The organism is Deinococcus sp. (genome assembly GCF_018260405.1).
Lineage (GTDB): Bacteria > Deinococcota > Deinococci > Deinococcales > Deinococcaceae > Deinococcus.
Genome location: NZ_JAGLBG010000022.1, coordinates 19,081 through 31,640, shown reverse-complemented (window position 1 = coordinate 31,640; position 12,560 = coordinate 19,081). Strand labels below are relative to the sequence as shown.

Annotated in this window: 16 protein-coding genes and 1 pseudogene; 8 read left to right on the top strand and 9 right to left on the bottom strand. The window is 60.8% G+C overall.

The window, feature by feature from the left end:
- Positions 1-301: 301 nt before the first annotated feature.
- The 7 genes and pseudogenes from tnpA to QZ269_RS04625 form a co-directional block, all read right to left on the bottom strand.
- Positions 302-739, bottom strand: a complete 438-nt coding sequence (tnpA, locus tag QZ269_RS04655) for an IS200/IS605 family transposase (RefSeq protein WP_291424795.1) — start codon at positions 737-739, stop codon at positions 302-304.
- Between the two features lie 362 nt (positions 740-1,101).
- A pseudogene (locus QZ269_RS04650) lies at positions 1,102-1,260 on the bottom strand (IS4 family transposase); the annotation flags it as partial.
- Between the two features lie 174 nt (positions 1,261-1,434).
- Complete coding sequence (locus QZ269_RS04645; protein WP_291424794.1) at positions 1,435-2,163, bottom strand: ABC transporter permease; 729 nt, start codon at positions 2,161-2,163, stop codon at positions 1,435-1,437.
- A 46-nt stretch (positions 2,164-2,209) separates the two neighbouring features.
- Complete coding sequence (locus QZ269_RS04640) at positions 2,210-2,335, bottom strand: hypothetical protein (RefSeq protein ID WP_291424792.1); 126 nt, start codon at positions 2,333-2,335, stop codon at positions 2,210-2,212.
- Positions 2,336-2,345: 10 nt separating this feature from the next.
- Positions 2,346-2,570, bottom strand: coding sequence for a hypothetical protein (locus QZ269_RS04635; protein ID WP_291424790.1), 225 nt, complete (start codon positions 2,568-2,570; stop codon positions 2,346-2,348).
- Between the two features lie 28 nt (positions 2,571-2,598).
- The gene (modA, locus tag QZ269_RS04630) at positions 2,599-3,360 is read right to left on the bottom strand and encodes a molybdate ABC transporter substrate-binding protein (RefSeq protein WP_367272209.1); all 762 of its coding nucleotides are present in this window, start codon (positions 3,358-3,360) and stop codon (positions 2,599-2,601) included.
- 19 nt (positions 3,361-3,379) lie between these two features.
- Complete coding sequence (locus tag QZ269_RS04625; protein ID WP_291424786.1) at positions 3,380-4,504, bottom strand: substrate-binding domain-containing protein; 1,125 nt, start codon at positions 4,502-4,504, stop codon at positions 3,380-3,382.
- Positions 4,505-4,803: 299 nt separating this feature from the next.
- Between QZ269_RS04625 and QZ269_RS04620 the strand changes: the two genes are divergently transcribed.
- The 8 genes from QZ269_RS04620 to QZ269_RS04585 all read left to right on the top strand — a co-directional run bounded on the left by QZ269_RS04620 (position 4,804) and on the right by QZ269_RS04585 (position 10,980).
- Positions 4,804-5,490, top strand: a complete 687-nt coding sequence (locus QZ269_RS04620; protein ID WP_291424784.1) for an urease subunit gamma — start codon at positions 4,804-4,806, stop codon at positions 5,488-5,490.
- On the top strand, positions 5,487-7,193 hold the full coding sequence (gene ureC / locus QZ269_RS04615; protein ID WP_291424782.1) for an urease subunit alpha: 1,707 nt from the start codon (positions 5,487-5,489) through the stop codon (positions 7,191-7,193). The genes QZ269_RS04620 and ureC overlap by 4 nt, the downstream gene beginning before the upstream one ends.
- Positions 7,193-7,534: a hydrogenase maturation nickel metallochaperone HypA gene (locus QZ269_RS04610; protein WP_291424780.1), complete on the top strand. Its 342-nt coding sequence runs from the start codon at positions 7,193-7,195 to the stop codon at positions 7,532-7,534. Before ureC ends, QZ269_RS04610 begins: the two co-directional genes overlap by 1 nt.
- A 16-nt stretch (positions 7,535-7,550) precedes the next feature.
- Positions 7,551-8,204, top strand: coding sequence for a hydrogenase nickel incorporation protein HypB (gene hypB, locus QZ269_RS04605; RefSeq protein WP_291424778.1), 654 nt, complete (start codon positions 7,551-7,553; stop codon positions 8,202-8,204).
- Positions 8,204-8,680 carry an urease accessory protein UreE gene (ureE, locus tag QZ269_RS04600; protein WP_291424776.1) on the top strand — a complete coding sequence of 159 codons (477 nt, stop codon included), beginning with the start codon at positions 8,204-8,206 and terminating at the stop codon, positions 8,678-8,680. Before hypB ends, ureE begins: the two co-directional genes overlap by 1 nt.
- On the top strand, positions 8,677-9,318 hold the full coding sequence (locus tag QZ269_RS04595; protein WP_291424774.1) for an urease accessory protein UreF: 642 nt from the start codon (positions 8,677-8,679) through the stop codon (positions 9,316-9,318). The genes ureE and QZ269_RS04595 overlap by 4 nt, the downstream gene beginning before the upstream one ends.
- Before the next feature lie 193 nt (positions 9,319-9,511).
- Positions 9,512-10,156, top strand: coding sequence for an urease accessory protein UreG (ureG, locus tag QZ269_RS04590; RefSeq protein ID WP_291424772.1), 645 nt, complete (start codon positions 9,512-9,514; stop codon positions 10,154-10,156).
- Entirely contained in the window at positions 10,153-10,980 is an 828-nt protein-coding gene (locus QZ269_RS04585) for an urease accessory protein UreD (RefSeq protein WP_291424770.1), read from the top strand. The genes ureG and QZ269_RS04585 overlap by 4 nt, the downstream gene beginning before the upstream one ends.
- Before the next feature lie 378 nt (positions 10,981-11,358).
- On the opposite strand, the gene QZ269_RS04580 is transcribed toward QZ269_RS04585, so the two are convergent.
- Both QZ269_RS04580 and QZ269_RS04575 read right to left on the bottom strand, forming a co-directional pair.
- Positions 11,359-11,709 (bottom strand): helix-turn-helix transcriptional regulator, encoded by a 351-nt coding sequence (locus QZ269_RS04580; RefSeq protein WP_291424768.1) that lies wholly within the window; start codon positions 11,707-11,709, stop codon positions 11,359-11,361.
- Between the two features lie 56 nt (positions 11,710-11,765).
- Entirely contained in the window at positions 11,766-12,443 is a 678-nt protein-coding gene (locus QZ269_RS04575) for a hypothetical protein (RefSeq protein WP_291424766.1), read from the bottom strand.
- Positions 12,444-12,560 lie beyond the last annotated feature (117 nt).

The following is a 12,560-nucleotide window of genomic DNA, read 5'->3' as shown; positions in this document are numbered from 1 at the left end:
GGGTTCTCCAGGAACCTGCGGGCCTGAACCTCTCGGCTTTGCGCGATCTGCGCTTTCGAGATTCGACCGCTCACCCACGCAGGGAGAGAGCAGACCTGGCTTTCCAAGCACCCTGCAACGAGCCAGGCACAGGTATCCGCATTGCGGACATCGTTCCAAAGGAGGGGACTGAGGAAGGGGCGAACATTCTGGTAGAGTCGGGGAACGTCCCCGAGGAGCAGTTTTGTTGTCACCAACAGAAATTGTCCCCTATCGGGGACAATTTCTCATAAAGTTTGTCAGGCCGCCAGGTTACACCCCTTCACTCCTCCAAAATAAACGCCGAGTCATCCGAATCATCAAGGTTTCGGTGATGCTCTAAATATTCCTGCACCATTTCCTCTGTGATATGGCCTGTACTCCACGCACCATATTCCCCTCCCCAAAAATGCTGTCCCCAAAACTGTTTCTTCAGCTTCGGATACTCGTCTTGCAATAACCGTGATGTCCGCCCTTTCATTCGCTTCACCAGGTCACTGACGGCTAACTTCGGTGGATATCCCACACGCATATGCACATGGTCACTGCTGATGACCCCTTTCAGAATCTTCACGTCCTGCGCCTTGCACATCTGAATCAACAGTTCCCGACAGCGCGGCTTGATGTCGCCCACCAACACCGGATGTCGGTACTTCGTCGACCACACGACATGAACCGTCAGTCGGCTGACCGTATGGTTTCCTGACCGTTGGCTTCGCACCACCACCTCAGCCTAGCAAGCCTGCCCCACTCCAGTCCTCTGAAAGACTTGCACTACAGTGCATGGCTCTTACCCAACGTACTCGTAGAGTGGAAATGGCGAGTTCAAGTTGCAAAGACGCTGACCGAGCTTCCAGTTCGTTCTGTCCCTAACAAGCTTGAGTTTTCCGGCAGGAAGAAGGGGGAGCAGGCAGGGCAACCGCAAAGTCGCAAAACTGAAGAATGAATAAAATGAATTATGTTATAAACAGAATATATGGCTCAGAATTGAATATCACAGAGCGACAGGAACGGGCTTTTCCGGTGATGCATCAGAAGCAATTTGATCCGGGTTCAAAATTGAACCGACTTTGCGGAAGTCCTGGGGAGCAGGATGTCTTGCACATCCTTCTGGGAGAGACTGGCATCATGGAACACCCGTGCCACCATCCGGGTTATGGAGTCCGTTATGGTGGCTACCCAGCTGATGTGAAGGGCAATCTTGCGGTGGAGAGTGGATTCAGCCTGCAAGATGCCCAGGATGACCTCAGCAACGCAGCGTAGAGGGCCGGGTACGGTGCTCTCTTTGAGACAAGCGGTGAACGTGTCAACAGTGGTCAGGTCAGTTCGGGAAGCTCTCATACCCCATATGAACTGCCCTCCGTTGTTTTTTCTACGTTCTATACAGCATTTATCTCAAGCTGTCAGGTGCTGAGGTTATTGCCTTTGCGACACGAGCCGCACCGCAAACAGAACCCCAAAGGCCACGACCACCATCACGGCGCTAAGCACCAGGGCCGGGGCCAGATCACTTTCCACCGCGGAATAAATGGCGAGCGTAATGGTGCGCGTTTTTCCCTGCAACGATCCGGCGAACAAGATGGTTGCCCCAAATTCACCCATCGCCCGCGCCCAGGCCAGGACCAGACCTTCGAGCAAGAAGGGGAAGGCCAGCGGCCAGGTGATAAACCTGAACACCTGCCAGTGTCCCGCGCCGTCTGTGCGGGCGGCCTCCTCGGCGTCGCGCTCAACTGCGCTGAAGCCAGCCTTGGCGGTTCGCAGGTAGAAGGGAGCCGAGACAAACAACTGGGCCAGCACCACCGCCGCCGGAGAAAAGGCCAGACTGATGCCTGCCAGCGCCAGCGGTTTCCCCAGTAGTCCCTGCCGCCCGAAGGTCAACAGCAGGCCCACGCCCGCCACCACCGGAGGCAGCACGATGGGCAGGTCGAGCAGAGTGTCGAGCACCTTTTTGCCGGGGAACTCTCGGCGGGCCAGCAGCCACGCCACTGGCGTCACCAGCCCAAGCGTCAGCAGCAGGGTTATTCCAGTGGTCAGCAGACTGACACGCAGGGCGTCTTGCACAGCCCGACTCCGCAACGTCGGCCAGAAACCGGTTCCCAGGCCTTGGCCGAGCAACACGAAGACCGGCACCACCAGAAACAGCATCAACACGGCGCCCAGCAGCACCGGCAGGGGAGACGGACGGCGCTGGTCAGGACTCAGCGTGGGGTACCTGCAAAGTCATCAGGTAGCCGATACAGCGCTCACTGTTGTGTTCACCAAGGGCCATTAGCCCGACGCCCCCTTCAAGCGGCTGACCGTCCTGTTCGTAATCCATTACCATACCCTCATTGGCGAACGCCAGCTTGAGGGCGCCCCGCGAGAAAACAGTAGTGGTCGTTTGCGCCAGACCGCATAAACCAGGGCAAGGCATCGTTCTTGGCCGCAGTGAGGGGAATGACCCAGGTATTGAACTCTTCGTCCGCAAGTTCGTACGCCATTTGCACGTGGACTGCCCCAGGGGTGATTTTCAGGATTTTGCCGTTCGGGGCGTTACGGGGGCTGATTGTCATCTGAGTTCCTCCAGATCCTTTTTGCGGTTTACTGCGGCTTACCGAAGCCCCATCTGTGTAGAATTGTCTGCCCCTCGGGTGAGAGCACATAACTCAAAAAGGCTTGCGCTGCCTGGGCATTCGCCGCGCCCTTCAGGGTGCCGATGAGATAGCTGGCATTCTGGTTGAAGCGGGTGGGCAGAGCGATCATTCTGACGCTGGGCTTCAGCTTAGGCGTCACGTCGGTGCTGTAGACCACGGCGGCGTCGGCCTCGCCCAGCTGCACTTTCAAAGCCACCTGACGCGCGTTGGGTTCCTCGCTGACCACATTTTTCAGGAAACGGGCCGAGAAGTCGTTGCCGTAAGTGCCGCTGCTGTTGACCGCGCTCAGCATCCGGCGGGTGTACTCGCCCACAGGAACGGTCTTGTCGGCAATGACGATATTTAGGCCGGGAGCCGTCAGGTCTTGCATGGTCGTGACCTGATGAGTGTTTTTAGGGGCGATGATAGCGAGCCTATTGCTTGCAAAAGGTTTGCCCGTGTTCAGCAGCCCAGCCTTGACCAGCGGCCCGAACTGGGCTGTGTTGGCGCTGGCGTACACGTCCACCTTCGCCCCGTTCTCGATCTGGGTGCGCAGGGCCTGTGATCCGGCGAACTGAAAGGTCGTGGTATGGCCCGTTGTGGCATCGAACGCTTTGCCCAGCTCAGTAAAAGCGTCGGTCAGTGAGGCGGCTGCAAAGACCGTCAGCTTGGCGGCGTGCGCCGTGGAGCCAAGCCACAGGGCCAGCAACAGGGTTATCTTGCGCTTCATCATCTTCGCCTCAGAGGGGTCACGCGGTGGTCTTCCAGAGTTCGCCCGCGTGGGCAGGGTCATAGCCGCCCAGCGTTCTGAGTTCACTCTGGAAAGCAGGCTGCTGCACGACGTTCAAGAGGGCCTGCACACCAGGATGACCCACAAAAGGGGCCGGAACCACCAGATCGAAGCGCTCGACCTGAAGAGGCACGAAATCCAGCCCCAGCGCCACAGCCGCCGAACGCGGGCCAGGCGCCACATCCGCCGCGCCACTGGCGACTTGCCGGGCCGCTTCTAGTGGGGTCGTCACCTCATCTCCGTAGCCGTTGATGCCAGTTCTGGCCCGGTGGTCTACTCCAGCACTGTCTAACCAGGCGTCTAGCAGTCCCCGGCTGCCCGCGTCCGGCTCACGGTTTTGCAGCCTGATGTCCGGGCGAAACAGATCGGCGACGCCGGTAATTTCTTTGGGATTTCCTGGCGCGACTTGCAAGCCTTGTTGCCACGACCAGAGAGTAAACAGCCGGATGTCCTGTCCTGAAAATATCTCCTGCACGAAGGGCAGATTGGAGGTGCCCGACGCAGCGTCGAACAGGTGAATGCCTGCGGCGTGGGCTTCCCCCCGGCTAAGTGCCCGCAAGGCCGCCTTGCTGGACACCGAACCCAGCAGCAGACGGCTACCCGCTTGCTGCGAGACGTAGCTGGTCAACAGAGCAAAAGCCGGATCACAGCCAGCCAGCACCGCCGTCCGGCGGGCCAGGGTCAGGTCACTGAACAGCTCGGCGGTGACCTGACGGCCATTCAAGTCAGTCACTACACCGTCGGCCTGCTGGGTCAGACCGCCCTGCCCAGTCACTGAAAAGGCCAGCCAGCGCTCACCGACCTGTGCCAGCCGCACCCGTTCGCCAATGCGTATGCCGGTTTGCTCCGTGGCCGTAGCCTGTATCTTGGCCTCACCCAGCATAAACAGGTCCTCGACCGCGCAGCCAAAGAGCCGCGCCAGTTGAAGTGCAATCAGGGTATTGGGCGTATAGCTGCCTGTTTCGATACTGTGCAGGGCCTGCCGGGTAATGCCCACCCGCTCGGCCAGTTCCGCAGGCTTTATCCCTAAGCGTTCCCGCCACGCGCGGACCTGTGAGTGGGTCTGCCGCGCAGAGCGTATCATGCCCGGAATGTAATCTTAAAAGGTAAAAAAGTCAATTTTACTTTCCAAACGTGCTGGTCATAGGCCCTTTCCTTCCTTAACAGACCGTTTGCGAAAGTGGGGTCAGGCCGCCCCAGATCCCACTTTCGCCAGGCAGGGCGAGTAGGAGCGAGCGTAATGAGAAGAGCCGGGCGACTTGTGCAAGAGGCCCGCTCAGGCGAGTACCCTGTTTAGAAGCTCAGAGATGGTGGTCAATGGTGTCGGGATAGGCTAACAGTTAAAGAGCGGCCTTTAAGACCCATCAGGAGGAAACCACCGGAATGCAACTGACCGAGCGAGAACGCGACAAACTGCTGATCTATACGGCGGCGGCCGTAGCCAGGGAACGCCGGGCCAGGGGTCTGAAACTTAACCATCCCGAGGCCGTAGCCCTGATTACCGCCGAGGTTCTTGAAGGCATCCGCGATGGGCGGCGCGTGGAAGACCTGATGGGTTACGGAGCGACCATCCTGACGCCGGATGACGTGCTGGATGGCGTGCCCGAAATGATCCACGACATCCAGGTCGAGGGCACTTTCCCAGACGGAACCAAACTGGTCACCATCCACGACCCGATTCGCGGCGCGGCCAGTCGCCGGGTGGCCGGGGAATACCTGCTAGAAAGCGGGGAAATTGAACTCAATGCCGCAAGACCTGCCACGGCCCTTATGGTGGCCAACACGGCTGACCGCCCGGTTCAGGTCGGCAGTCACTTTCACTTTTTTGAAGTCAACGCTGGACTGCGCTTTGACCGGGCCGCCGCGTACGGGCAGCGACTCGACATTCCCGCCGGAACCGCTGTACGTTTCGAGCCGGGCGAGGAACGTGAGGTGTCGCTGGTGCCACTGGGCGGCACACGAACGGTCTACGGCATGAACGCGCTCGTGAGCGGCGAACTCGATGCCCCCGACACGCAGCAACGGGCGCTGGAACAGGCCAGAGCGGCTGGCTTTGGGGGGGCAGAATGAAGGTTACGCGCCAGCAGTACGCCGACCTGTACGGCCCTACGGTAGGTGACCGGGTGCGCCTGGGCGATACCGACCTGCTTATCGAAGTCGAAAAAGACCTGACCACCTACGGCGAGGAGGTCAAATTCGGCGGCGGCAAGGTGATCCGCGACGGCCTGGGCCAGAGCAGCACGGCCACGCGCGACAGCAGCGACGTACCTGATCTGGTGATCACCAACGCGCTGATCCTCGATCACTGGGGCGTGGTCAAGGCCGATGTGGGCGTCAAGAACGGGCGCATCACGGCTATCGGCAAGGCGGGTAACCCTGGCACCCAGGACGGCGTAACGCCGGGGCTGACCATCGGCGCGAGCACCGAAATCGTGGCGGGCGAGGGCCACATCCTCACGGCGGGCGGGGTGGACACCCATATCCATTTCATTGCGCCGCAGCAGTGCTGGACGGCGCTGGAATCGGGCGTGACCACCATGATCGGCGGCGGCACCGGCCCTACGGCGGGCACCTCTGCGACCACCTGCACGCCGGGCGAGTGGCACATCCACCGGATGCTTGAAAGTCTGGCGGGTCTGCCGCTTAATTTTGGTCTGCTGGGCAAAGGCAACGCCAGCACGCAGCCGCCGCTGGCCGAACAGATTCGCGCCGGGGCGCTGGGCCTCAAGCTCCACGAGGACTGGGGAACAACGCCCGCCGCCATTCACGCCGCGCTTAGTGTCGCCGAGGAATTCGATGTGCAGGTCGCTATTCACACCGATACCCTCAACGAGTCGGGCTTCGTTGAGGACAGCATCCGGGCTTTTGCCGGGCGCACCATCCACACCTACCACACCGAGGGAGCCGGGGGCGGGCACGCACCGGACATCATCAAGGTGGCGGGGCTGCCCAATGTCTTGCCGAGCAGCACCAACCCGACCATGCCGTTTACCGTCAATACCATCCACGAGCATCTGGACATGCTGATGGTCTGCCATCACCTCTCGCCGCGCATTCCCGAGGACGTGAGTTTTGCCGAGTCGCGTATTCGCCCCGAGACGATCGCTGCCGAGGACGTGCTGCATGACCTGGGCGTGTTCTCGATGATGAGCAGCGACTCTCAGGCGATGGGCCGAGTAGGTGAGGTGATTACCCGGACGTGGCAAACCGCGCACAAGATGAAAGTGCAGCGCGGGGCCCTGGCGCAGGACGGACGCGCCGACAATTTCCGCGCCCGGCGTTTTATCGCCAAGTACACCATCAATCCGGCAATCGCTCACGGCATCAGCCACGAGGTCGGCAGCGTGGAAGTGGGCAAACTGGCTGATCTGGTGCTGTGGAAACCGGCCTTCTTCGGCGCGAAACCCAGTCTGATTCTCAAGGGGGGGTTAGTGGTCGCCGCGCAGATGGGCGACGCCAACGCCAGTATTCCCACGCCGCAGCCGGTGTACCCGCGCCCGATGTTCGCGGCGTTCGGCGGCGGGCTGGACGCGACCTGCCTGCATTTCGTGTCACGGGCCGGACTCGAAGGCGGCCACCTGCCCGACCTGGGCCGCCGCTACAGCGCTGTAAGTCATACCCGCGACATCGGCAAAAAGGACATGGTGCTCAACAGCGAAACGCCCGACATAGACGTGAACCCCGAGACTTACGAGGTGCGCGTGAACGGCGAGCGGGTAACTTGTGAACCGGTAGACGAATTGCCCCTGGCGCAGAAGTATTTTCTGTTCTGATGCACGAAGCCTCTATCGCTGTGTCCCTAATTGAAGTTGCCTGCGAGGTGATGCGGGAACACGGCGCGGCGCGGGCCTCGGCGCTGACCGTGCGCGTAGGCCAGTGGTCGAGTGTGGTTCCCGAAGCGCTGAACGCCGCCTTTGAGGCCTGCGCCGAGGACACGCCGCTGGCGGGCGCCGCCCTGAGTATCGAACGGGTGCCCGGAATTGGGGAGTGCCCGCAGCACGGCCCTGTCGAGCTGGAATTGCGGCGCGGCCTGCGTTGCCCGCTGTGCGGCGCGGCGACGCCCACGCTGCTTCAGGGCGACGAACTGGAACTCGATTCACTTGAACTCGCCTGAAGGAGAGAACCCCCCCATGACTACTGCTCCGCGCATCGTTACCGTGCGCCAGAACATCCTCAAAACCAACGATCACACCGCCGCCGGGAACCGCCAGACCTTTCGGGCGGCGGGCGTCCGGGCCATCAACCTTGCCTCCAGCCCTGGCGCGGGCAAGACGGCGCTGCTCGAACGCACCCTGCGTGACCTCGCCGCCGACATCAAAATGGCCGTGGCCGTGGGCGACCTCGCCACCGACAACGACGCCGCCCGGCTGCGGCAGTGGGGGGCGCAGGCCGAGCAGATTGTCACGGGGACGGTCTGTCACCTCGACGCGGCGATGGTGCGGGACGTGCTGCCGCGCTTTGATCTGGAGGCGCTGGATGTGCTGTTTTTGGAAAACGTGGGCAATCTGGTCTGCCCCAGCAGCTATGACCTGGGTGAAGCGGCCCGCGCCGTGCTGATTTCCACCACCGAGGGTGAGGACAAGCCGCTGAAGTATCCGACCATGTTCAACACGGCGGACGTGGTGGTCATTACCAAGATGGACCTCGCCGACGCGGTGGGCTTTGACCGCGAGCTGTGCCGCGAGAACATCGACCGGGCCCGTCCCGGCGTCAAAGTCGTGGAACTGTCGAGTCGCAGCGGGGAGGGTCTGGCAGGCTGGTACGATTTCGTGAGGGGCCAGTGATGAAACTGGCGGGTCTGAAACGCCCACTGACGCCGCTACAAACTGCGGTGGAGCGGGTTGCAGGTTCAGTCATCGGGCCAGTTGCCCGTCAAGTCATCGAGATTCCAATGAGCGCCGTGGATCGCCGCCGGGTACGCCGCCGCCTACAGGCCCCGGACGGCACAGAACTGCTGCTGGCTTTTCCGACGGGCACTGTCCTAACGCCGGGCACGCTGCTGGACACACGCGGCGACGTGAGTTATGTCGTCCGTGCCGCCCCCGAAGACGTGGCCGTTATTACGCCGCGCACCCTGGGCGAAATGGCGCAGGTGGCCCACGCCATCGGTAACCTGCACCGCGACCTCGTGGAGGACTCCGGGACGTTTCTGACCCTCTGGGACGCGCCTGTCGAACTTCTGCTCACGCGGCTGGGCGTGCCGTTCACGCGGGAATTCAGGCCCTTTGAGGGTCGCCCCAGTTGGGAACACGAGCTGTGAATCTTCGGCTGCTTCAACTGGCCGATTCGGCTTTCCCCACCGGGGCTTACGCCTTTAGCGACGGTCTGGAAACACTGACCCAGCGTGGCGACGTGCGAACGGCAGACGACCTGACTGCTTTCTTGTGTGGGCAACTTGCACACGGCTGGGGCAGGCAGGACGCGCCCGCCAGCGCTTTGGCATGGTCGGCAGATTCAGCGACTCTGCCTGAACTCGACGCCCTGCTAGACGACCTCAAACTGGTCGAGGGGCCAAGGCGGGCCAGCCTGCGAATCGGAGCCAATCTCCGCCGGGCCGCGCTGCATCTGTGGCCCGGCGACCTGAGCAGATTGCCACCGACGCGCCACCACGCGACCAGTTTTGGCGCGGTGGCCTCGGCGCTGGGGGCAGAGCGCGAAGACACGGTGCAGGCGTATGTGTCGTCCTGGCTGCTGGGGCGCGTGACCTCGGCCACCCGGCTGATGAAACTCGGTGGCCTAGACGCCCAACGCTGCGCGGCGCAGTGTGAGGCGCAGGCGGGGCGCTGCGTTACTTTCGCGCTGAGGGCCACACCTAACGACCTCGGCGGCTTTTCTCCGCTGCTCGATATCGCTGCGGCGCAGCAGGCCACTCTTGAACAACGACTCTTCCAAACCTGACACAGCCAAACCTGACACAGCCAAACCTGATCCAGCCAAACCTGACACAGCCTGCCGCCTATTTCGTTAACCACCCGCAAGGCCACCGGGTTGCCAACTTCACGCCCGGAACCCGGTAGGCCCCCACTCGCCCTGCTCGAGTTGAACGGTTTTTGCAAACTATTCACTCGGACTCCGTAGAAGAGGTAAATGGATGACCCCCCTAAAAATTGGTGTCGGCGGCCCGGTGGGCAGCGGAAAAACCGCTTTGCTCGAAGTGCTGTGCCGTCAGCTGCGTGAGCGCTACCAGCTCGCCGTGATTACCAACGACATCTACACCTTTGAAGATCAGCGCATTCTGACCCGCGCCGCCGCCCTGCCCCCCGAGCGCATTCGTGGCGTGCAGACAGGTGGCTGCCCCCACACCGCGATTCGTGAAGACAGTTCGCTTAATCAGGAAGCGGTCGACGCTTTGCAAGAGGAGTTTCCGGAACTCGAATTGCTGTTTATAGAATCGGGCGGCGACAACCTGGCTTCGAGCTTTTCACCGGAACTCGTGGACGCCTGGCTGTTTGTGCTGGACGTGTCGGGCGGCGAGAAAGTGCCGCGCAAAGGTGGCCCCGGCATCCGGCAATCCGACCTGCTGGTGATCAACAAAACTGACCTCGCCCCGCTGGTCGGTGCAGACCTGCGCGTCATGGACGCCGACGCCAGAGCGCAGCGCACAGCAGGCCAGGAGGTGCGCCCTTACATCTTTACCAATCTGAAAGCTGGAACCGGCGTGCAGGACGTGATTGCCTGGCTGGAACACGACCTATTATTTAAGGAGGTTGCGCCGCCGAGGATTGGCCTATTTTGACCCTCTTTTCGCGTACCCGGTTTGGGCAACTGGACTTACATTTTGCCCGGCGCGGCCAGAAAACGGTGCTGCTGCGTGATCTTCAAAAAGCGCCGCTGATGATCGTGCGGCCTTTCGAGTTGCCCTGCGGCACATTGATGGTTTTTATCGTCAATCCGACAGGCGGGGTGCTGGGCGGCGATCACAGCGAAATCCGGGTCACGGTAGGGGAGGGGGCGACAGTGGTTATCCTCACGCAGTCGGCCACGCGGCTACAGCCTTCGCCAGATGGCGCGGCGGCGCTTCAGCACATCTTTTTTGAGGTTGGCCCCGGAGCCAGGTTGGAATATTATCCGGAACGCACCATTCCGTTTGCGGGCAGCCGATTTGCCCAGGACATTCAGGTCAATCTGAGTGCCACGTCCGAATTTGGTCTAACTGAGAGCCTCGCCAGTGGCCGGGTGCAGATGGGCGAACGCCTCGCCTTCGGCAGTTATGCCAGCCGGGTGGCGATTTACCGCGATGGGCAGCGCGTTTTTCTGGATGCTCAGCGTTTCGATCATACCGCTACCGACCTGAAAACAGCCCGTGCTGCGGGGGTCTGGGGAGGGATGGACTATGTCGGTAGTGGGGTCTGGTTGGGGCAACAGCCCGCCGCGTTCCATCTGGCCTGCGCCCCACTGGAGGCCGACGCCCAGGTGGTCTGGGGCAAAGGCCAGGGTGGGGCGCTTTGGCTGCGCGGCGCCGCCCAGCAGGGGCCGAGGCTGGATGAACGCCTAGCCTCTGTTCGCAATCAAATCCGCCACGAATGGTTTGGAGCCGCGCCGCTTCAGATTCGGCGATGAAAGCCTTCCGAATACCGACTGTCGGTTGATTCGGTGCAGTCCCGTATTAATCCGAGCGGAGGGCACAAGAAAGAATACGGGCTACACGGTAGGCAGCTGCCGGGTTACAGTTCCGCGTATCCGAGACGGTTGTAATATGCCTGATGAGAGAAGCAATACCGTTACCACCAGCACGACCTCAGTGTTCTTGACCCTCTATCGGCCCACAAGACGACGCCGACTAGAGCCCTTCTCCGAATGAAGGGCACGTCGGAAAAACACCGCCGCCCCCTTCATCCTACGTCTGGCTCTTTCTTTTCACTTGTTCCACTCGGCAACAAGATGGTCAAGCGAGCACCATCTTTTTATAAGATGCTCTAACTGCGGGAACAGTCTGGGTCATGATGCAACCCCTTGCAGGGTCTTGGGCGGGCAAGGGGCAGCGTTCGAGTCTGGTTGTTGCAAGGCTCCCAGCAACTCGCACGCCTGTTCAAAGCCCTGGGGATTGAGCGTGTACTCTGTCCACTTGCCACGCTTGGTCGCGGTGACCAGTCCGGCGCGAACCAGCAATTTCATGTGGTGGCTGACGGTCGGCTGTGCCAATCCAAGTTCCCCTTCCAGGTCACAGGCGCAGACGCTGCCTGGCCCAGCGCAGCTATTGGCAGGCGGACTTACCAGCAGTTTCAGTACCTTCAGCCGATTTGGGTCGGCAAGAGCCTTAAACAACTCTGCACTCGTATCGAAATCCATAGATATAAGATGCGTCTCAGATTGATTGATGTCAATGTCTGAGGCGGCTCAGAAAGTTACGGCTTTTCCCACTCCAGAACGCGGCGGCCCTTCCGGTACACATAAAACTGGCTGAGCAGCAAAAAGACGTTCATCAGCGCGGCAGATAAAATCCGCTCGCACAGGCCATAGAATTTTCCCAGCGCCGAGTGCGCTTCGGTGGGTGAAGTGAACAGCACCACCATCAGCGTCAGGGTGATCACCATACTGGTAACGTTGATGTTATAGACATTCTCCTGGTAAAAGCCGTGCCAGAGGCGGTGACGCAGTGGCATGGCCCGCCCGGTGGTCAGGTCGGTTCGCTGGCCGCCGGTATCTAGCGCAATGAAGCAGCGGGTGTGCGGCGTAATGATGAAGACCTGACCTGCCGTCATCAACTGGCGCAAAATCCACTCGGATGTACTCTGAATATCAGTTAGAAAACGCCCAAAAATGCGGATGCTCACCTCACTGGTCTGGGCATCCACGCTGATGAGGCACTCGTTGGGTGTAGGCCGGTCTACGTCCTCAAGCAGCAGCACCATCCCCGACAGCGCCCTGGCCCGCGCTTCAGGGTTAAGGCGGGCAATCACCGTCTGCATTCTGGGTGTGTACTCGCCGCCGTCTGCCAGAGTGACCGGCAAAAAGCTCCAGGTGAGCAGCAATTCCCGCCAGAAACTTTCTTGCAATACCAGGTCTACGTGGCGGGTATGCAAGGTGGTAATAGAGCGCAAAAATACTGGACTGGCTGGCGAGGAAACGGGGGCACAAGCAGGGAGCACCAGGGTAATCTACCGAAAAAAGAAAGATGTCAAGTACGATTCTAGCCTTCT